Below are 19,191 nucleotides of genomic sequence, written 5' to 3' on the forward strand. Positions count from 1 at the left end.
CACTGTGGCCCCGGCAATGCAGCGTGGCGCGGGCGGGGGCAAGCCCCGCCTCATCCTACTCCGCCCGGGCGCCAACCGCCCGCGCGATCTCCGCCCATTTGGCGATCTCGGCGCGCTGGAAGCTGGCGAGGTCCTCCGGCGTGCTGCCCACCGGCTCCGTCCCGGCATTGCGCATGCGGTCCTGCACCTGGGAGTCGCGCAGCGTCGTGACGAGCGCGCGGTTGAGGCGGGCGATGGTCTCGGGCGGCGTGCGGGCGGGGGCGAAGATGCCGTGCCAGGCGGTGCCCTCCACGCCTGGCAGCGTCTCCGCGATGGTGGGCAGGTCCGGCAGCACGGCGCTGCGGCGGGCGCCGGCCACGGCCAGGCCGCGCAGCCGCCCGGCGCGGACATGGGGCGCGAGCCCCGCGACATCCGCGATGGCCATCTGGACATGGCCGGCCGTGAGGTCGAGCAGCAGCTGGCCGCCGCCGCGGAAGGGAACGTGTTCGATGGCGATGCCGCCGGCGGCGCGCTTCAGCATCTCGGTCAGCAGATGCGGCAGGCTGCCGGACCCGGCGGAGGCATAGGTCAGGCGCGCCGGGTTGGCGCGGGCGAAGGTCACGAGTTCCGCGACGTTGCGGACCGGCACCTCCGGATGCACGGCCAGCATGAACTCGACATGCGCCACCAGCGTCACCGGCGCGAAGTCGGCGACGGGGTCGTAGGGCATGCGCTCATAGACGGCGGGGTTGATGGAATGGGTGGCGATGTTGCCGGCGACCAGCGTGGTGCCGTCCGGCGCGCTGCGGGCCACGGCTTCCGTCCCGATCATGCCGCCGGCGCCGCCGCGGTTCTCGATGACGACGGGGTGGCCCAGAGCCTCCTGCAGACGGGGCTGCATGATCCGGGCGACGATGTCGACGGACCCGCCGGGCGGGAAGGGCACGACCAGGCGCAGCGGCGCGGCCTGGGCGAGGGCGGGGCTGGCGATGGCAAGGGCCAAGGCCGCCCTGCGGGTGATGCGCATGGATGTCCCCCCAACGGATGTCGTTGGGGGGAGGCTAGGGGTGGCAGGGCGCGGCGGGAAGCCTCAGTGAACCGAGGCCGGTTCCATGTCGTGCTGGCGGATCGCGGCGGCGGCCAGGCTCGCGCTGGGTGCGGCGCCGATCGGCGTGCCATCCGCGGCGTGGATGCTGAAGGCGACGGCGCCGTTCATCACGACCGGGCGGAGATAGGCGACATGGTCGGCGCCGAGGCGCGCGAAATCGCGGTTGGACAGGCTGCGCAGGGAACTGGTGCTGAGGAACAGGCGGCCCTCATCGGCACCGGTGTCATAGTCGTTCATGGTGTTCTCCTTCCGGCACGTCCATCGGGCCCGTGCGGTTGAACGCGGGAGCGGTATCCGGGATCACCCCTCCCTGTTGCGGAACCCGTTCAGCGGCGCAGGCGGCAGGTCGCCCACCTGGCTGACGACGGGACGTTGCGGCGCGCCATTGCCGCGCGTCGCGATCTGGATGGTCTTCACCCGCACTTCCGGCACGGGGCGGCGCAGGTCCACATGCAGCAGGCCGTTGTCGAGCCAGGCGCCCTCCACCTCGATGCCCTCGGCCAGCACGAAGGCGCGCTGGAACTGCCGCGCGGCGATGCCGCGATGCAGGAAGATCCGCCCTTCGGAATCGTCGCGCTGCCGGCCGCGGATGACAAGCTGGTTGTCCTCCTGCGTGATCTGCAGATCGTCCATCGAGAAGCCGGCCACGGCGAGCGTGATGCGGAGCCGCGTCTCGCCGGTCTGCTCGATGTTGTAGGGGGGGTAGCCGTCAGCCGATCTCTGCACCCGGTCGAGCATCTGCTCGAGATGATCGAAGCCGAGGAACAGCGGCGAGCCGAAGAGGGAAGGGCGGGACATCGTCTAGTCTATGCCTCCTCGCATAGGAGCGAAGCGTTGGTCGGCGGGGCCCCAAGGCACCCCGTGAGCCCTGATTTTGGCGGGACAGGCCGCCGTTGCAAGGGGGGCGGGCCGGGGCTACCTGTGCGCGCCCCTTCCGCCACCAAGGCCTGCCATGTCCGCTGACCCCGCGTTGATGCCGATCCTCTATGTCCCCGACCCCAGGCTGCGCGCCAAGGCGAAGCCGGTGACGGCGGCAGGGTCGGAGATCGCGGCGCTGTCGGAGCGGATGCTGGCCACCATGTACAAGGCGCCGGGGATCGGTCTGGCGGCGCCCCAGGTGGGGGAGATGCTGCGCCTGGTCGTCATCGACCTGCATGAGAACGATATCCGCGCGCCGATGGTGCTGGTGAACCCGACCATCGTGGCGGCGAGCCAGGACCTGGCGACGCGGGAGGAAGGGTGCCTGTCCCTGCCGAACCAGTTCGCGGAAGTGACGCGGCCGGCGCGGGTGAAGGTGGCCTACCAGGACCTCACGGGGGCGAAGAAGGAGGTCGAGGGCGAGGGGCTGCTGGCGGCCTGCCTGCAGCATGAGATCGACCACCTCGATGGCGTGCTCTTCGTGGACCACATCTCGGCGCTGAAGCGGAACATGCTGCTGCGCAAGCTGGCCAAGGAGCTGAAGGCCAAGGCGGCGGAGAAGGAATGAGCCGCTCGCTCCGCCTGGCCTTCATGGGCAGCCCGGACTTCTCGGTGCCGGCGCTGCGCGCGTTGCACGGGGCGGGGCATCAGATCGTCGCGGTCTACACCCAGCCGCCCAAGCCCGCGGGGCGCGGGCAGAAGGAGACGCCGTGCCCGGTGCATCGGGCGGCGCTGGAACTGGGGCTGCCGGTGCGCACGCCCCCGCGGGTCCGCAAGGATGAGGCGGAGCATGCGGCGTTCCGGGCGCTCGACCTGGATGTGGCGGTGGTCGCGGCCTATGGGCTGATCCTGCCGAAGGCGATGCTGGACGCGCCGCGGCGGGGCTGCCTCAACATCCATGCCTCCCTGCTGCCGCGCTGGCGGGGCGCCGGGCCGATCCAGGCGGCGATCCTGGCCGGGGACACGGAGACCGGCATCACCATCATGCGGATGGAGGAGGGGCTGGATACCGGCCCCATGCTGCTGCGGCAGGCCGTGCCGATCACGCCGCGCATGACGACGCCCGAACTGCATGACGCGCTGGCCGCGATCGGCGGGCCGATGGTGCTGCGGGCGCTGGAGGAGAATCCGGAGCCGGTGCCGCAGCCGGAGGAAGGCGTGACCTATGCGCCGAAGCTCGCCAAGGCGGATGGGCGGATCGACTGGTGGCAGGATGCGGCCGCGCTGGACCGACGCATCCGCGCCATGAACCCCTGGCCCGGCTGCTTCTTCCAGGCGGGGGCGGAGGTGATCCGGGTGCATGCGGCGGAGCCCGTGGAAGGCGGCGGCCTGCCCGGTACGGTGCTGGACGGCGCGCCCACCATCGCCTGCGGGGTCGGTGCCATCCGGCTCACGCGCCTGCAGCGCGCCGGCAAGGCGGCGCTGCCGGCGGCGGAGTTCCTGCGGGGCTTCCCGATGCCGGTCGGCACCGTTCTCGCGCCTTCCGCCTGATGCCGCGCTACGCGCTGCGCCTGGAATATGACGGCACGGAATTCTGCGGCTGGCAGCGGCAGGGCGACCTGCCCTCCGTGCAGAAGGTGCTGGAGGAAGCCTGCGCCTTCCTGAACCATGGCGTGCTGCCCACCGCGACGGCGGCCGGGCGCACCGATGCCGGGGTGCATGCGGAGGCAGCGGTCGCGGATGTGGACCTGGCGCAGGACCTCCCGGCCTATCGCATCCGGGATGCCATCAACTTCCGCACCCTGCCGCACCCCGTCGTCGTCACCGCCGCGGCGCGCGTGGCCGACGATTGGTCGGCGCGCTTCGACTGCATCGGGCGGGGCTACCGCTACCGCATCCTCAACCGGCCTTCACGGCCGGGGATGGAGCCCGGCAAGGTCTGGCATGTGAAGCGAAGGCTGGATGCGGGCGCGATGCACGAAGCCGCGCAGATGCTGCTCGGCCGGCATGATTTCTCCGCCTTCCGCGCGGCCTCCTGCCAGGCGAAGTCGGCGCTGCGGACGCTCGATCGGCTGGATGTGTCGCGCATCGGCGAGGAAGTGGTGATCGTGGCGGAGGCCCGGTCCTTCCTGCACCACCAGGTCCGCAACCTCGTCGGCACGCTGGTCGAGGTGGGGGATGGACGGCGGCCGGTGACCTGGCCGCGCGCGCTGCTGGAAGGGCGGGACCGCACCAAGGCGGGCATGACGGCGCCGCCGGATGGGCTGGTGTTCCGCTATGCGAGGTACGAGCCGGAGCCCGACTGGACCTGAGGGCTACAGCGGCTCCGGCGCCTCCAGCTCGAAGCGCTGGGCGAGCTTCGCCAGCGCCGGCGGGATGCCGGGGTGCAGCGCCACGCCCTTCTCCATCGCCTCCGCCCGTCGCGCCATGGCGCGTTCGCCGGGCAGGCGGGGGGCGCCCTGGCCGGGGCGGGGTGGGTTCGCGTGGACGGCATCCGCCATCCAGCCGGTCTCCCGCATGAAACCCTCCGTGCCCCCGAAGCGGGCGGGATCCAGCACCATGACCAGGACGGAGGCGCCCCAGCCCGTGGGGTTGTCGGCACGGCCATGGCCGGCCAGGGCGCTGGTCAGTGCCTCCACCAGCAATCCCAGCGCATAGCCCTTGTGCCCGGCCTCGATGCCGCCCAGCGGCAGCAGCGTGCCATCGGCCCAGAAGGCGTTGGGGTCGGTCGTCGGGTTGCCCGCGCCATCCAGCAGCCAGGGATGGTCGAAATGCCGCCCCTCCGCGCGCTTGCGCGCCGTCATGCCGTTGGTGGTGTTGGACATGGAGACGTCGATGATCACGGGGCCGGCGGGCGTCGGCCAGGCGGCGGCCAGCGGGTTCGGCGTATAGACCCGCCGCGTCCCGCCCCAGGGTGCCACGCTGCCCGTGGCGGGGTCGGAGCAGGTGAGGATCAGCATGCGCCCGGCGGCGGCGACCGGCGGGCCATAGGCGGCGAGGCAGCCGATGTGGTGGCAGCGCCTGATGCTGATGGCGCCCATGCCGAAATCCGCAGCCAGTTCCTGCGCCTTGTCGATGGCGCGACGCACCAGCCAGGGGCCGGGCAGCTTGCGGCCATCCCAGGTCTCCGCGACCGGCGTCGCCGCCACCAACTCGGGCTCCCCGCAGGCGCGCATGTCGCCGGTGGCCAGCGCATCGAGGTAGGGCGTCAGTAGCGCCAGGCCATGCGTGTCATGGCCCATCAGGTCGCCTTCCAGCAGCACCTCCGCCACCGCCCGCGCCTTCTCGGGGTCGAGCCCCGCCGCCGTGCAGGCGCTGATGGCGAATTGGCGCAGCCCCGCCACCTCATGCCGAACGGTCATGCGACACTCCCCCCTTGTGGTCTTGTTCAGCCCAGCGACAGCCGCTGCGCGAGCCCCGCCAGGAACAGGCCGATGACGAGGTCGAGGAAGACCACCGCCGTCGCCCTGCTGCCCGTGACGCCGAGTCCCACGCGCACGGTGAACCATTCCAGCCAGACGAGGTAGCCGAAAGCCGCCAGCGTCAGGCCCTGCACGATCAGCCCGCCAGCGCCGAGGACGACCGGCACGGAGAGCGCCAGCCAGAGCAGGTACTGGATGATGTTGATCCAGTTCCACCCGGCGACGAAGCGTGGCCAGGCGGCCGCTCGGCCCCAGAGCGAGGCGATCCCGAAGGTGACGAGCGGGAAGACGGTCCAGCCCATGACGTAGGTGATGAGCTCTGCCGCCAGCGGCCGGCCCAGCACCTCGATCCCCGCGCCCGCCTGCGCCCAGCCGAAGAAGCGCAGCGCCAGGAAGGCGGGCAGGCAGATCGCGGCGGCGATGAAGGACCGCCAGGCACCCCGGGGGGTGCTTTCCATCAGCACCATCCCCTCCTGCCGTCCGCGCGCAAGCAGGAAGGCCCCGGCCATGCCGGCGGCGATGACGAGCCGCAATGGGGGCCCCTGGGGCGGGTCCGGCGGCGGGGGGGCACCGCTCAGCCGAGCACCTCCTCGATCACCCGGGCGTAGAGGCGGGAGAGGGCGCGGAGTTCCTCGACCGGCGTGCGTTCATCCGCCTGGTGCATGGTGGCGCCGACGGCGCCGAGTTCCGCCACCGGGCAGTGCTTCGCCACGAAGCGGGCATCGGAGGTGCCGCCACCGGTATCGAGCGTCGGCTCCCGCCCGCATTCGGCGCGCACGGCGCGCACCAGCGCATCGACGAAGGGGCCGGGCTGCGTCAGAAAACTCTCGCCCGAGCATTCGATGGCGAGGTCGTGGCGCGGCGCCTCGGCCTCCAGCGCCGCCTTGATGCGGGCGGTCAGGCTGGCTTCGGTATGCAGCTCGTTGAAGCGGATGTTGAGCCGCGCGGTGGCCTTCCCCGGGATGACGTTGGTGGCGGGGTTGCCGACATCGACGCTGGTGACCTGCAGGCTCGTCGGCTCGAAGAAGCGCGTGCCGGCGTCGAGCGGCTCGGCCGTCAGCGCGTGCAGCACGCGGACCAGGCGGTGCACGGGGTTGTCGGCGCGCTGGGGATAGGCGGCGTGGCCCTGGGTGCCGTGGACGGTGATGGCCGCATTCAGGCTGCCGCGGCGGCCGACCTTGATGGTGTCGCCAAGCTCGACCTTGCTGGTGGGCTCGCCGACCAGGCAGCAATCGGGGATCCCGCCGCGATCCTTCAGCCAGCCCAGCACCTTCACCGTGCCGTCCAGCGCCGGGCCTTCCTCGTCCCCGGTGATGAGCAGCGAGAGGCTGCCCGGCAGGTCCGGGCGGCGTTCCAGCACGCCGGCGACCGCGGCGACGAAGGCGGCGACGCCGCCCTTCATGTCGGTGGCGCCGCGGCCGTAGAGCACGCCGTCCCGCACCTCCGCCCCGAAGGGATCGGTGGTCCAGGGCGCCTGGCCGGGCGGCACGACATCGGTGTGGCCCGCGAACATCAGATGCGGGCCTGCGGTGCCGCGCCGCGCGTAGAGGTTCGGCGTGGTGCCGAAATCGACGCGCTGGCAGACGAAGCCGAGCGGCGTGAGCGCCGCTTCCAGCACTGCCAGCGCGCCGTCATCCGCGGGGGTGACGGAGCGGCAGCGGATCAGCGCCTGGGCGAGGGGAAGGGGGTCGGCCACGACCTCCGCTTAATCCCGCAGCAGGTCGTTGATGCTGGTCTTGGCGCGGGTCTTCTCATCCACGCGCTTGACGATGACGGCGCAGTAGAGGGAGGGGCCCGGCGTGCCATCCGGCAGCGGCTTGCCGGGCAGGGAGCCGGAGACGACGACGGAATAGGCGGGGACGCGGCCGTAGAAGATCTCGCCCGTCGCGCGGTCGATGATCTTGGTGGACATGCCGAGATAGACGCCCATGGACAGCACGCTGCCGCGTTCCACGATCACGCCTTCCGCGACCTCCGACCGGGCGCCGATGAAGCAGTCATCCTCGATGACGACGGGGTTGGCCTGCAGCGGTTCCAGCACGCCGCCGATGCCGGCGCCGCCGGAGATGTGGCAGTTCTTGCCGATCTGCGCGCAGGACCCGACGGTGGCCCAGGTATCCACCATGGTGCCGCTGTCGACATAGGCGCCGAGATTGACGAAGGACGGCATCAGGATGACGCCGGGCGCGATGTAGGCGCTGCGGCGCACGACGGCGCCCGGCACCGCGCGGAAGCCCGCCGCCTTGAAGCGGTTCTCGCCCCATCCCTCGAACTTCAACGGCACCTTGTCATAGGCGCCGGCGGCCGTGTCCATCGGCTGGCTGTCGGACAGGCGGAAGGACATCAGCACCGCCTGCTTCAGCCACTGGTTCACGCGCCAGCCGCCCTTGCCGTCCGGCTCCGCCACGCGGGCGCCGCCGGAGTCGAGCAGCGCGAGCGCTTCCTCCACCGCGTTGCGGTCGGCGCCATGGGTCTGCGCATTCAGCGTGTCCCGGCGGGCCCAGAGTGCCTCGATGCGGGCCTGGAGGGCGGTCTTGTCCATGGTGGTTCGCGTGTCCTGGCGGGGAGGGTTCGATGCGCGGGACCATGCATAGCGCGCCAGCGCGATGTCAACGGAAGGGGGCGCCCCAGGGGCACGCCTGTCTCGCTAACCGGCAATTCACCCGGCTCCCGCATCCTGCCGCGCATGGATGTCTTCCCCGATGATCGCGCGCAATCGCTGGCATCCGCGCTGATCGACAGCCGCGCGCGCTGGCGCGATTTCGCCCTGCTCGCGGCCGATCTGGTGTTCGAGACCGATGGCGCGGGCTGCTTCACCTTCATCGGGCCGGACGATGCGCTGGGCTACCGCGCGGATGCGCTGCTCGGGCGGCCGGCAACGCAGTTGCTGGCGGGCGGCGCGGGCGGGCTGTTCCGGGACCGCCAGGCCATGCGTGGCGCGCGCGCCTGGCTGACCCGGGCGGATGGCACCGTCTGCTGCTTCGACTTCACCGTGGTGCCGCATGAGGAAGGGCTGCGCGGCACCGCGCGGGACGTGACGGCGGAGGAGCGGATGGCGGAGGTTTCCGCCCGCGCGCTGCGCCGGGCCACGACGCTCGGGCGGCTGCTGCGGCTCGGCCAGCGGCAGGGGGACCCGGCCGCGGCGCTGCAGGCCATGCTCCGCGCCCTGCCGGCGGCGCTGCCTTCGGTGGGTGCGGCGCTGCTGCTGCCGGCGGGGCGCGGCTGGCGCCCGGCGGTGGAGGGCACCGCGCCCGTGCCGCTCGATCGCATGCCGCCACCCGGGGATGCGCCGGGCCCCGAGGCCCGGCTGCTACTGGCGGGCGCCGAGGGCGGCGCCTGCCTCGTGGCCTGGCGGGATGCGGAGCAGCCGGATTTCGACCGGGAGGATCGCGACCTGATGGAGGCGCTGGCCATGCCCGTGGCCGGGCTTCAGGCGGAAGCGCAGCGCCAGCGGGAACTGGCGGAGGCCGCGCATGGCGATGCGCTGACCGGGCTGCTCAACCGGCGCGGCTTCACCATGGCGCTGGCGGGGCGCGTGCGGCCGGGGGCCGGGGCGCTGGTCTTCGTGGACCTCGATGGGTTGAAGCCGCTGAACGACACGCTGGGGCATGAGGCCGGCGATGCGGCGCTGCGCGGCATGGCGGAACGGCTGCGGGCCGCCGCCTGGCCCTGCGACGCGGCGGCGCGGCTGGGTGGCGACGAATTCTGCCTCTGGCTGGATGGCGTGGGCAGCGAGGCCTCGGCCTGGGACCGCGTGATGGCGATTGGCCAGCCAGGCCCCCTGCCGGGCTGGCCCCAGGCGGGGGAGGGGGCGTTGCGCGCCAGCATCGGCATCGCGCTGCCCGGGCCGGAGGAGGATCTGGCCGCCCTGATGATGCGCGCCGATGCCGCGATGTACCAGGTGAAGCGCGCCCGTGGCGGGGGGCGGGGCTGATGGCGGCCCTGGCGACGGCGGCGGCCCATGGGGCCAGCCCGGAAGCGGTGCAGGCGGCGCGGCACGGGGACGCCGCGGCACGCGCCGCGGTGGCGCGGCAGGCCGACACCCCACCCGAATTGCTGACCTACCTCGCCGCCGACCCGGCGGCGGAGGTTCGGCGCGCCGTGGCCGCCAATGCCGGGACACCGCCGGCGGCGGACCGGCTGCTGGCCGATGACTGCGACGCGGTGGTGCGCACGGAACTGGCGCGTCGCGTCGCGCGCCTGGCGCCGAAGCTGAATGCCGGGGCGCAGGACCGCATGGCGCGGCTCACCGGCGGCACGCTGGCCCTGCTGGTGGAGGATGCCGCCGTCGAGGTCCGCGCGGCGCTGGCCGCGGTGCTGCGCGACATGCCGGATGCGCCTCGGGACCTGATCCTGCGCTTGGCGCGGGACACGGCGATGCCGGTGGCGGAGCCGGTGATCCGCCTGTCGCCGCTGCTGACCGATGACGACCTGATGGCGCTGGTGGCGGACCCGCCGGCACCCGGGACGCGCCGCGCCGTGGCACGCCGCCCGGCGCTGACGGAGCCGGTCACCGACGCCATCGCCGCCACCGCCGATACCGCCGCGGTCGCCGTGCTGCTGGCCAATCCATCCGCCGCCATCCGCGAGGCGACGCTGGATTCGCTGGTGGCGGGCGCGGGCAGCCGGCCGAGCTGGCAGGCAGCGCTCATACGCCGGTCGAAGCTGCCGCCCCATGCCGCGCGCGCGCTGGGGGAGATCGTGGCGGACCACCTGATGAGCCGCCTGGCGGCCAGGCCTGACCTGCCGCCAGGCCTGGCGGAATCGCTGCGCAGCCGCGTCATCGCCCGGATGGCGGAGACGGAGGGGGAGGTGGCGCCCCATGAGGCGACGCTGTTCACCGCCGCCCGCGTCGGCGACCGCGACGCGCTGCTGGAAGCGCTCGCCCGCGATTCGGCGATGACGGAAGGGCAGGTGGAGGCGGCGTTGTCGCTGCGCAGCGGCCGGGCGCTGGCCGGGCTCTGCCACCGTGCGGGCTGGTCGCCGGCGCTGGCGGAGGCGGTGCAGCTGGTGCTGGGTGGCCTGCCGCCGCATGAGATCGTGCGCCCCACCGCCACCGGTGGCTGGGCCATGGGCGATGCCGAGCTGGAATGGCAGGCGGAACTGCTGGAGAGCCTGCCAGCCTGAACGGCGGCCACGGCCTGGTCGCATGGCGCGGTTTTCACGAAACAGAGAATACCGCGCGCTCACAAGGCGTTATTGTTGCGGGAAGGCGATGGCCGGCCTGCAGGCTGGAATCCGGCGCCGCGACCGTGGGCGCATGGATGGATGCCGCGATGATGCCGCGCATGAAGCAGGGCGGGTGACGCAGGCGGGTTCCAGCGTGGGCGATGCCGGCCTGGCGCATGCGGCGCTGCGCGGGGCGCTGGATGCGCTGCGCGGGGATCGGCGCGCGGAGGCCTGGGCCGCGCTGGCGCCGCTGCTGCCGCCGCATACAGGCGGCGACATTGCCGCCGATCCCGCCCCGCTGCTCGGCATGGCGCAGGAGAGTAACGCCCGGCTCGACTGGATCGGGGGCCTTCTGGCCTATGAGGTGCTGGTCGCGGCCGGTCACGCCCGCTTCGCGAAGCAGCAGGACTGGATGGCCAGGCGGGCCGCGCTTCAGCACGACTTCCACGCGCAGTTCGAGGCCCCGTCATCCTTCGGCCGGTTGGCCGAGGTGCTGGGCACGCGCCTCCGTCGCCCGGTGACGGCCATCGCCACGACGCGGCTGCGCCCCGGCCTGGTCGCCATGGCCGTCTACCGCCATGCGGTGACGCTGGAGGGGGAGGCCGCGCCGGCGGTGCTGGTGGAGAAGGTGTTCGGCGACCGGCGGACCGACGCGGCCAAGGTGGCGCAGAAGGACCTGCTGTTCGGCGCCATGCCCGCCGCGCGGCTCCGCGCGCCGCGCTACCACGGCCTGCATCGGGAGGGGCGCTTCACCTCCGTGCTGCTCGACATGGCGGAGGGAGACCCGCTGCCGCTGGAGCGCTGGGACCATGTGGTGCGGGAACTGCTCTACCATTTCTGGTGCGAGGCGCCGCCGACCAGCCTGGCGCGCGGCCTGACCCTAGCGCGACCGATGCTGGAGACGCTGCGCGCCATCGCGGGCGGGAGGGAGGCCGCGACGCTTCATGCGGCGCTCGGCGGGATGGATGCGGCCGCGCTTCTGGCCGATCGCCTGCCAGCGCTGGAGCGGCTGGTCGCCGCCATGCCGGTCTTCGTGCTGCATGACGATCTGCATGCCGGCAACATCCTGGTGGATGCGGCGGGGGTGCCGAGGCTGATCGACTGGGACCGGTGGTGGCTGGCGCCGATCGGCGCGGGCTGGCCGCTGCTGGAGGAGGATGCGCCGCCCATGCTGCCGTCCCGCATCACCTGGGCGCGGCCGCTGCCCCTCGGCGTCGGCACGCGCGAGTTGATGGCGGTGGCCGCGATGGCGGCGCTCTATCGCTCCATGCGCGGCGGCCGCATCGCGCAGGCCGCGCAGCACCTGAAGCGCGTGCTGGCCTGGGAGGGCTGACGCCCTTCCGCCGTCACGCCCGGATGAGCGTGCCAGCACCCTTGTCGGTGAAGAGTTCCAGCAGCACGGCATGCGGCACGCGGCCATCGAGGATGACGGCACCCTTCACGCCACGCTCGACCGCGTAGATGCAGGTCTCCACCTTCGGGATCATGCCGCCGGAGATCCAGCCGGCCTCGATGCCCGCACGGACCTCGGCCACCGTCATCTCGGGGATCAGGTTGCCGTCGGGGCCGAGCACGCCGCGGACATCGGTCAGCATCAGCAGGCGTTCGGCATCCAGCGCACCGGCGATGGCGCCGGCCACGGTATCGGCGTTGATGTTGTAGGTCTGGCCATCGGCGCCGACGCCGACGGGGGCGACGACGGGGACGATGTCGGCACCGATCAGCAGGCGCAGCACGCGGGCATCGACGCTTTCGGGTTCGCCCACGAAGCCGAGGTCGAGCACCTTCTCGATGTTCGAGCCGGGGTCGCGATAGGTGCGCGCCAGCTTGCGGGCGCGGACCAGGCCGCCATCCTTGCCGGAGATGCCGACGGCGAGCGCGCCCGCGCGGGTGATGGCGGAGGCGACCTGCTTGTTGACGGGGCCGGCCAGGACCATCTCGACCACGTCGAGCATCGCCTCATCCGTCACGCGCAGGCCCTGCACGAAGGTGGACTGCACGTTGAGGCGCTTCAGCATGGCGTTGATCTGCGGGCCGCCACCGTGCACGACGACGGGGTTCACGCCGACCTGTTCGAGGAGGGCGATGTCGCGCCCGAAGCGCAGCGCCGTCTCCTCCTCCCCCATCGCGTGGCCGCCATACTTCACCACCACGATCTGGTCGTCGTAGCGCTTCAGGAAGGGCAGCGCGCCGGCGAGGATCGCCATCTGGTCGAGCGCGTCATCGGTCATGGTCAAGGCGTCCCCGTGCGCCCCGGGCCTTTCGCCACGGGCGGCGCGGTTTGGGACGGAACCGCGGAAGGGTCAAGGGTCCGGGGCGTGACGGCGCGGCCGGGGCCGCGCCGGGGGAAGCTCAGCGCGCCTCGATGCCGCGGCGCGTGGCGATGATCTCGGAGGCCTCGCAGATGTTCACGCGCATCAGCTCCGCCGTCTCGCCGCTGGCCCAGACGACCTTGAAGTCATAGGCGCCGCCGCGGCCGCCGGGCGTGTAGGAGACGGAGCGGCCGTTCGGCAGCACGTTCTCGCCGAGGCGATCGCGGCCCCAATTGGAGTTGGAGGAGGGGCCGAAATAGAACTCGTTCACCTGCGAGCCCGAATTGTTGCGGAAGGTGAAGCGCGTGTCGCACTGGGCGTAGGCCGGCGCGGCGCCGGCCATGGTGGCCAGCAGCGTGGCGCCGAGGAGGAAGCGACGGATCATCGGGGCATCCTTGCGAAGGACGGCGACCGCGGAAGGCGTGCCGCCGGCGATGACCCTACGCCAGAAGGATGAAGCGCAGATTTCCCACGACGCCACGAGGTGCTGCCCGCTCAGGCAGCCAGCCCCGCGAGTTCCGCCCGCAGCTCCGGGATCCCGGTGCCCTTCTCGCTCGACGTCACCATCACCAGCGGATGGGCGGCGGTGCGCTTCTTCACCAGCGCCTCGATCTCCGCCAGCCGCTTCTTCAGCTGCGGCGGCTTCACGTCATCCACCTTGGTGACGACGATCTGGTAGGCGACGGCGGCGTCCGCCAGCAGGTCCATCGCGGCGCGGTCGGCGGGCTTGGTTTCGACCCGGGCATCCATCAGCAGCAGCACGCGCCGCAGCGTCGGGCGGCCGCGCAGGAAGTCGAACATCAGGCCCTGCCAATCCTCCTTCAGCGTCTTAGACGCCTTGGCATAGCCGTAGCCCGGCATGTCCACGAGGGTCAGCCGACCCTCACCGAGGTCGAAGAAGTTGAGCTGCCGGGTGCGTCCCGGTGTCACGGAGACGCGCGCCAGCGCCTTCTGCCCCGTCAGCGCATTGAGCAGGGAGGACTTGCCGACATTCGACCTGCCGCAGAAGGCGATCTCCGGCCCGCGCATCGGCGGCAGCTGGTCGATGCTCTGGGAGGCGTAGAAGAAGGTGCAGGGGCGCGCGAAGAGGAGGCGTCCGGCCTCGATCAGCGCGGCGCGGTCCTCCTCCAGCTTCGCCTCGGCGAGGCCGCCCGCGGGAAGCGGGGCGGCCGGGGGGATGGTCATCCCTTCTTGCCCTTGGACGGTGCGGCAACTGGCTTGGGCGGCGGGGGCGCCGCGGCCGCGCGGGTCTGCCGCTTCTTGTCCATCTGCTGGATCCAGTACTGCTGCGCGATCGACAGCAGGTTGTTCCAGGTCCAGTAGATCACCAGGCCCGCCGGGAAGGAGGCCAGCATGAAGGTGAAGATCAGCGGCATCCAGGCGAAGATCTTGGCCTGGATGGGGTCCGGCGGCGTCGGGTTCAGCTTGAACTGCAGGTACATCGTGATGCCCATCGCGATGGCCCAGGCCGGCATGTGGAACAGGCTGGACAGCTGCATGGGGTCGAAGGGCAGCAGGCCGAACAGGTTGAAGAGGTTGGTGGGGTCCGGCGCAGAGAGGTCGTGGATCCAGCCGAAGAAGGGCGCGTGCCGCATCTCGATGGTCACGAACAGCACCTTGTAGAGCGCGAAGAAGACGGGAATCTGCAGCAGGATGGGCAGGCAGCCGGAGGCGGGGTTCACCTTCTCCGACCGGTAAAGCGCCATCATCTCCGCCTGCGCCTTGGCGGGGTCGTCCTTGTAGCGCTCCCGCACCTCCGTCATCTTCGGCGCCAGCGTCTTCATCCGCGCCATGGAGATGTAGGCCTTGTTGGCCAGCGGGAAGAAGGCAAGCTTCAGGCCGAAGGTGAAGACCAGGATCGCGACGCCGAAGTTCCCGAAGATGCGGAACAGCCAGTCGAGCGCGTAGAAGAAGGGCTTGGTCAGCCAGTAGAACCAGCCGAAGTCGATCGCCTTGTCGAAGCCCTCGATGCCGAGCTGGCCTTCATAGCGGTCGAGCGTGTGGACTTCCTTCGCCCCGGCGAAGAGCCGGGTGGCGAGCGTGGCTTCCGCGCCCGCGGCGACGGTCTGCGGCGCGGGGGTGGCCATGTCCACCTGCCAGCGATCCTGCCCGCCTTCCCCGGAATGACGATAGGCGGTGCGGACCTGGGTGGACTGCTCCACCGGCGTCAGCGCGGCCAGCCAGTACTTGTCGGTGAAGCCGGCCCAGCCGCCGGGGCTCTCCTGCTCCACCGCCGGGCCGCGGCGCTTCTCGGCCTCGGCGCGCGCATCCTTGTAGGTCCACTCGACCAGGCGGCCGTTCAGGACGCCGACGAAGCCCTCATGCAGGATGAAGAAGCCGGCGACCTGCGGCGTCGTCTCACGCCGCACGCGGGCCCAGGGCAGCACCTGGATGGGCTCGGCGGCGGTGTTCCGCACGCTTTGCCGCGCCGTCACCATGTATTCGTCGTCGAGTTCCAGGCGGATGCGGAATTCCTGGCCCTGGCCGTTGTCCCAGCGCAGCGTGACGGGCGCGTTGGGGCCGAGCGGCCCGCCTTCCACGGTCCAGTCGGTGTCCGGGCCGGGGACCACGGTACGGCCATCGGCGGCCGTCCAGCCCCATTGGGCGAAGTAGGGGTTGGCTTCCGTCCGCGGCGCGAAGAGGCGCACCAGCGGGCTGTCGGGGCGCACCGTCTCCCGGTACCGGCGCAGCACGAGGTCATCGAGCCGCGCACCGCGCAGGCCGATGCTGCCCTGGAGCGAGGCGTTCTCCAGCGCCACGCGCTGTTCGGGCGCGCGGCTGGGGGCGGGCGCCGTGGTGGCGCCGCCGGGTGCCTGGTTGGCCACGGCCGTGGGGGGGACGGGAACGGGCACGGCGGCGCCAGGCGTTGCCGGGGCAGCGGCCTGCTGCGTGGCGGCGATCTCGGCCTGGCGGGCGCGCTCCGCCTCCCGCGCCGGGCGGTTCCAGAGGTCGAAGATCAGCAGGATGCCGACCGACAGGGCGATGGCGGCGAGGAGACGCTTCTGGTCCATGACGGCCTGGTTCAGCCTTTCGTCACGCCGGCGGCAGCGGGATCCGCGCCGTGGGCGTTCGGGGAGGGGGCGTTCGGGGAGGAGGATGGCGGCACCGGGTCGTAGCCACCCGGATGCCAGGGGTTGCAGCGCAGGATGCGGCGGGTGGTCAACCAGGACCCCTTCAACGCCCCGTGCGTGGCGACGGATTCAAGCCCGTAGTCGCTGCAATGCGGCAGGAAGCGGCAGTTGCAGCCGATGATCGGGCGCAGCGTGTACTGGTAGGTGCGGATGGCGCCGCGCAGCAGGTGCTGCTGGGGAGTCACGACACCGGCTCCGCCGGCTGGTGCTGGCTTGTGGGCTTCGGCTGGTCCAGCCGCAGCCCGGCCTGCTTCAACGCCCCGCGGAGGTCGCCGACCAGGGTACGGAAATCGCGCGTGGCGGTCGCGTCCCGCCCGATCAGCACGAGGTCGTAGCCTGCTGGCGCACCATCGCCCAACAGAAGTCGCGCCGCTTCCCGCAGCCGGCGCCGGGCGCGGTTGCGGGTGACGGCGTTGCCGATCTTCTTCGTGGTCGTGAAGCCGACGCGAAGCGGCGCCTCGGTCCCGGCCAGGACCTGCAGCACGAGACCCGGCCGCGCGACGCGGGTGCCGCGGGCGGAGACTCGCTGGAATTCGCGGCGCTGTTTCAGTCGCGGCGGGCGCGCCGGCATGGCACGGGCCTCGCCCGCCCCGCGATCAGGCGGAGAGCTTCTTGCGGCCCTTGGCGCGGCGATTCGCCAGCACCTTGCGGCCGCCCACGGTCTCCGTACGGGCGCGGAAACCATGGCGGCGCTTCCGGACGAGCTTCGAGGGCTGATAGGTACGCTTCACGACACACTCCCGCGGTGACCGGACCTGTCCACCGCCGCGGGAAGCCCCGATGGCGCCGACGATCCGGCAGGTATCTCTAAGGGATCGTCATGGCGGCCGCGAATGACCCAGGGCGCGCCCCGACGAAGGCCCGGACGTATAGGGAGGGGGGTGGCCTTCCGTCAACCGCGGACGGTGGGGCGGGGCGGGGGGGAAGTCAGCTTCTGGCCATAAATCGGGGGGAGGGGAGGCGCCAGGCTTCACTCAACCGCGCCTGCCCCCTCACGCAGCCCTCTCCCCCCAGCGGGGGGAGAGGGCTTTTCGGCAGGGACTCGGGTCAGTTGGTGCGGGGGTCGATCCAGCCGATGTGGCCGTCTTCCCGCCGGTAGACGACGTTCAGCGCGTTGGTGGCGCGGTTGCGGAACATCAGGACCGGGACATGGGCCAGGTCCATGCGCATCACCGCCTCGCCGACCGTCAGGCGGTCGATGGTGGCCTGCGTCTCCGCGACCACGGCCGGATGATCCGCGCCGTTCGCGATCACGGGCTCGGCCTCCACCTCCTCCTCGGGCTCCGGCCGCAGCACCACCTGGCGGGCGGGCTCACCCATCTCGGGCTCCCGCTCCCCGGCCAGGTGACGGGCATGGTCGTTCATCCGGCGCCGGTATCGTCGCATGCGCTTGGCGACGTGCTCGGCCGCTTCCTCGAAGGCCTTGTGGGCGTCGCTTCCCTCGCCCTCCCCTCGCATGAACAGGTTGCGGCCGGCCTTGAGGTTGATGTCGCAGACGAAGGCGTGGCCCTTCGCGTCGCGGCGGAAGGTGACGTTCGCTTCCAGGGCGTGGTCGAAATACTTCCGCGCGATGGTGCCGAGGCCGTCCCGCACATGCGTCTTCAGCGCATCACCGGTTTCGACCTGCTTGCCCGCGACTGTAATGTGCATGAGGGATTTGCTCCTTCTCCGGTTTGGAAAAGGCCGCCCGGTAGGCCGGCGGAACAGCGCCAAGGTCAGGCCGGGACGGCCTTCTCCCGCTTGCGCTGCACGGAAGATGGGATGCGCAGCGCCTCCCGGTATTTGGCCACCGTTCGGCGGGCGATGTCCACACCCTCCTTGCGCAGGCGCTCGACAATCGCGTCATCGGACAAGACGTCGTCAACGCTTTCGGCCAGGATCATCTCGCGGATGCGAAAACGAACCGCCTCCGCACTATGGCTTTCGCCACCACTGGTGCCGGCGATGGCAGTGGTGAAGAAATACTTAAGCTCGAAGGTGCCGCGCGGCGTCGCGATATACTTGTTCGCCGTCACGCGGCTGACCGTGCTCTCATGCATGGAGACATGCTCGGCCACGTCCCGCAGGATCAGCGGCCGTAAATGTCCGACTCCGAGGCGGAAGAAGGCGTCCTGCCGCCGCACGATCTCGGCCGCCACCTTCAGGATGGTGTTGGCGCGCTGTTCCAGCGACTTCACCAGCCAGGTCGCGCTCTGCAGCTTGTCCGCGATGAAGGCCTTGTCGTCCCGGTTGCGGGCGCCGACGACGGCGCGGGCGTGGAAGCCGCGATTAACCAGGATGCGGGGCAGCGTCTCCGGGTTCAGCTCCACCGCCCAGCCGCCATCATGGGTGCGGCGCATCAGCACGTCGGGCACCACGGCCATGGCGGGCGCGGCGTCGAAGCTCGCCCCTGGCTTGGGGTCGAGGCGCTTCAGCTCCGCGACCATCTCGGCCAGGTCCTCGGAATCCACGCCGCAGACGCGCATCAGGCCGCGCAGGTCGCGCCGTGCCAGCATCTCGAGGTTGTCGAGCAGCGCCTCCATGCAGGGGTCGAGGCGGTTGCGATCGGCGAGCTGGACGGCCAGGCATTCGCGGAGGTCGCGGCAGAACATGCCGACGGGGTCGAAGCGCTGCATCCGGGCACGCACGGCGGCGACGATCGCCTCCTCGCACCCCATGGCGGCGGCGATCGCGGCATCGGGCACGGGCAGGCGCCCGGCGGGATCGACCATGGCCAGCATCTGCGCCGCGATCAGCCGGTCCCGGTGGTCGGCGAAGGTCAGGCGGACCTGTTCGCCGAGGTGCTCGCGCAGCGTCTTCCGGGCATCGGCCAGATCCTCGATGCCGGAGAGGTCGTCGTCGAAATCGGCGCGGCCGCCGCGGCCGCCGGAATCGCCGAAGCTGGCGCCACCACCGCTGCCATCGCCGTCATAGACATTGCCGTAATCGGCATCGAGCGGGCTGTCCGCCATGGAGGTCGCGGTCGCGGCTTCCAGCGAATCCCGCGGCTCCGCCGCCACCGCTTCGGGCGCGCGTTCGTCGGCCGTCGTGCGGGGCTCCGGGCGCTCATCCCGCTCCAGCAGCGGGTTGCGCTCCAGCTCCTCCTCCACGAAGGCGGTGACTTCCATGTTGGAGGATTGCAGCAGCTTGATGGCCTGCCGCAGCTGCGGCGTCATCACCAGCGACTGCGTGTGCCGCATGTCGAGCCGCGGGCCGATGGCCATCGCCCTCAG

22 protein-coding genes are annotated in these 19,191 nt (G+C 71.7%); 6 read left to right on the forward strand and 16 right to left on the reverse strand.

Features of this window, described 5'->3' with window-relative positions:
• Positions 1 to 55: 55 nt before the first annotated feature.
• From G3576_RS09085 to G3576_RS09095, 3 genes are all read right to left on the reverse strand, one after another.
• Complete coding sequence (locus G3576_RS09085; protein ID WP_164694071.1) at positions 56 to 1,006, reverse strand: Bug family tripartite tricarboxylate transporter substrate binding protein; 951 nt, start codon at positions 1,004 to 1,006, stop codon at positions 56 to 58.
• Positions 1,007 to 1,069: 63 nt separating this feature from the next.
• Complete coding sequence (locus G3576_RS09090; RefSeq protein WP_164694072.1) at positions 1,070 to 1,324, reverse strand: DUF1150 family protein; 255 nt, start codon at positions 1,322 to 1,324, stop codon at positions 1,070 to 1,072.
• A 63-nt stretch (positions 1,325 to 1,387) separates the two neighbouring features.
• Positions 1,388 to 1,885: an Hsp20 family protein gene (locus G3576_RS09095; protein ID WP_164694073.1), complete on the reverse strand. Its 498-nt coding sequence runs from the start codon at positions 1,883 to 1,885 to the stop codon at positions 1,388 to 1,390.
• A gap of 154 nt (positions 1,886 to 2,039) precedes the next feature.
• Here G3576_RS09095 and def point away from each other — a divergent pair, with 154 nt between their 5' ends.
• Genes def through truA form a run of 3 tightly spaced genes read left to right on the forward strand, consistent with a single transcriptional unit; the run spans position 2,040 to position 4,257 of the window.
• Positions 2,040 to 2,573 carry a peptide deformylase gene (gene def / locus G3576_RS09100; protein ID WP_164694074.1) on the forward strand — a complete coding sequence of 178 codons (534 nt, stop codon included), beginning with the start codon at positions 2,040 to 2,042 and terminating at the stop codon, positions 2,571 to 2,573.
• Positions 2,570 to 3,496: a methionyl-tRNA formyltransferase gene (fmt, locus tag G3576_RS09105; RefSeq protein WP_164694075.1), complete on the forward strand. Its 927-nt coding sequence runs from the start codon at positions 2,570 to 2,572 to the stop codon at positions 3,494 to 3,496. The genes def and fmt overlap by 4 nt, the downstream gene beginning before the upstream one ends.
• Positions 3,496 to 4,257 carry a tRNA pseudouridine(38-40) synthase TruA gene (truA, locus tag G3576_RS09110; protein WP_164694076.1) on the forward strand — a complete coding sequence of 254 codons (762 nt, stop codon included), beginning with the start codon at positions 3,496 to 3,498 and terminating at the stop codon, positions 4,255 to 4,257. Before fmt ends, truA begins: the two co-directional genes overlap by 1 nt.
• A 3-nt stretch (positions 4,258 to 4,260) precedes the next feature.
• Here the strand turns inward: truA and G3576_RS09115 are convergent, their stop codons facing one another.
• The 4 genes from G3576_RS09115 to dapD form a co-directional block, all read right to left on the reverse strand.
• A complete protein-coding gene (locus tag G3576_RS09115; protein WP_164694077.1) occupies positions 4,261 to 5,307 on the reverse strand; it encodes an Ldh family oxidoreductase in 1,047 nt (348 codons plus the stop codon).
• A gap of 26 nt (positions 5,308 to 5,333) precedes the next feature.
• Complete coding sequence (locus G3576_RS09120) at positions 5,334 to 5,825, reverse strand: hypothetical protein (RefSeq protein ID WP_164694078.1); 492 nt, start codon at positions 5,823 to 5,825, stop codon at positions 5,334 to 5,336.
• Positions 5,826 to 5,941: 116 nt separating this feature from the next.
• Positions 5,942 to 7,063 (reverse strand): succinyl-diaminopimelate desuccinylase, encoded by a 1,122-nt coding sequence (gene dapE / locus G3576_RS09125; RefSeq protein WP_164694079.1) that lies wholly within the window; start codon positions 7,061 to 7,063, stop codon positions 5,942 to 5,944.
• 9 nt (positions 7,064 to 7,072) lie between these two features.
• Positions 7,073 to 7,909, reverse strand: a complete 837-nt coding sequence (gene dapD / locus G3576_RS09130; RefSeq protein ID WP_164694080.1) for a 2,3,4,5-tetrahydropyridine-2,6-dicarboxylate N-succinyltransferase — start codon at positions 7,907 to 7,909, stop codon at positions 7,073 to 7,075.
• Between the two features lie 144 nt (positions 7,910 to 8,053).
• Between dapD and G3576_RS09135 the strand changes: the two genes are divergently transcribed.
• The 3 genes from G3576_RS09135 (at position 8,054) to G3576_RS09145 (ending at position 11,869) form a co-directional block, all read left to right on the forward strand.
• A complete protein-coding gene (locus tag G3576_RS09135; RefSeq protein WP_164694081.1) occupies positions 8,054 to 9,301 on the forward strand; it encodes a GGDEF domain-containing protein in 1,248 nt (415 codons plus the stop codon).
• Positions 9,301 to 10,494, forward strand: coding sequence for a DUF2336 domain-containing protein (locus G3576_RS09140; protein ID WP_164694082.1), 1,194 nt, complete (start codon positions 9,301 to 9,303; stop codon positions 10,492 to 10,494). Before G3576_RS09135 ends, G3576_RS09140 begins: the two co-directional genes overlap by 1 nt.
• Before the next feature lie 175 nt (positions 10,495 to 10,669).
• Positions 10,670 to 11,869, forward strand: a complete 1,200-nt coding sequence (locus tag G3576_RS09145; RefSeq protein ID WP_164694083.1) for a phosphotransferase — start codon at positions 10,670 to 10,672, stop codon at positions 11,867 to 11,869.
• A 13-nt stretch (positions 11,870 to 11,882) separates the two neighbouring features.
• Here the strand turns inward: G3576_RS09145 and argB are convergent, their stop codons facing one another.
• The 9 genes from argB to rpoN all read right to left on the reverse strand — a co-directional run bounded on the left by argB (position 11,883) and on the right by rpoN (position 19,182).
• Positions 11,883 to 12,767: an acetylglutamate kinase gene (gene argB, locus G3576_RS09150; RefSeq protein ID WP_164694084.1), complete on the reverse strand. Its 885-nt coding sequence runs from the start codon at positions 12,765 to 12,767 to the stop codon at positions 11,883 to 11,885.
• Between the two features lie 121 nt (positions 12,768 to 12,888).
• The gene (locus tag G3576_RS09155; protein ID WP_164694085.1) at positions 12,889 to 13,233 is read right to left on the reverse strand and encodes a hypothetical protein; all 345 of its coding nucleotides are present in this window, start codon (positions 13,231 to 13,233) and stop codon (positions 12,889 to 12,891) included.
• Between the two features lie 110 nt (positions 13,234 to 13,343).
• Positions 13,344 to 14,033: a ribosome biogenesis GTP-binding protein YihA/YsxC gene (gene yihA, locus G3576_RS09160; RefSeq protein WP_164694086.1), complete on the reverse strand. Its 690-nt coding sequence runs from the start codon at positions 14,031 to 14,033 to the stop codon at positions 13,344 to 13,346.
• A complete protein-coding gene (gene yidC, locus G3576_RS09165) occupies positions 14,030 to 15,859 on the reverse strand; it encodes a membrane protein insertase YidC (protein WP_164694087.1) in 1,830 nt (609 codons plus the stop codon). The genes yihA and yidC overlap by 4 nt, the downstream gene beginning before the upstream one ends.
• 11 nt (positions 15,860 to 15,870) lie before the next feature.
• Positions 15,871 to 16,164, reverse strand: coding sequence for a membrane protein insertion efficiency factor YidD (yidD, locus tag G3576_RS09170; RefSeq protein ID WP_164694088.1), 294 nt, complete (start codon positions 16,162 to 16,164; stop codon positions 15,871 to 15,873).
• A complete protein-coding gene (rnpA, locus tag G3576_RS09175; RefSeq protein ID WP_164694089.1) occupies positions 16,161 to 16,550 on the reverse strand; it encodes a ribonuclease P protein component in 390 nt (129 codons plus the stop codon). The genes yidD and rnpA overlap by 4 nt, the downstream gene beginning before the upstream one ends.
• A 25-nt stretch (positions 16,551 to 16,575) precedes the next feature.
• Entirely contained in the window at positions 16,576 to 16,710 is a 135-nt protein-coding gene (gene rpmH / locus G3576_RS09180) for a 50S ribosomal protein L34 (protein WP_164694090.1), read from the reverse strand.
• A 316-nt stretch (positions 16,711 to 17,026) separates the two neighbouring features.
• Positions 17,027 to 17,629 (reverse strand): ribosome hibernation-promoting factor, HPF/YfiA family, encoded by a 603-nt coding sequence (gene hpf / locus G3576_RS09185; RefSeq protein ID WP_164694091.1) that lies wholly within the window; start codon positions 17,627 to 17,629, stop codon positions 17,027 to 17,029.
• A gap of 65 nt (positions 17,630 to 17,694) precedes the next feature.
• Positions 17,695 to 19,182, reverse strand: coding sequence for an RNA polymerase factor sigma-54 (rpoN, locus tag G3576_RS09190; protein WP_164694092.1), 1,488 nt, complete (start codon positions 19,180 to 19,182; stop codon positions 17,695 to 17,697).
• Positions 19,183 to 19,191: the final 9 nt, after the last annotated feature.

The sequence above is a fragment of the Falsiroseomonas algicola genome (genome assembly GCF_011040385.1).
In the GTDB taxonomy this organism is placed as follows: Bacteria; Pseudomonadota; Alphaproteobacteria; order Acetobacterales; family Acetobacteraceae; genus Falsiroseomonas; species Falsiroseomonas algicola.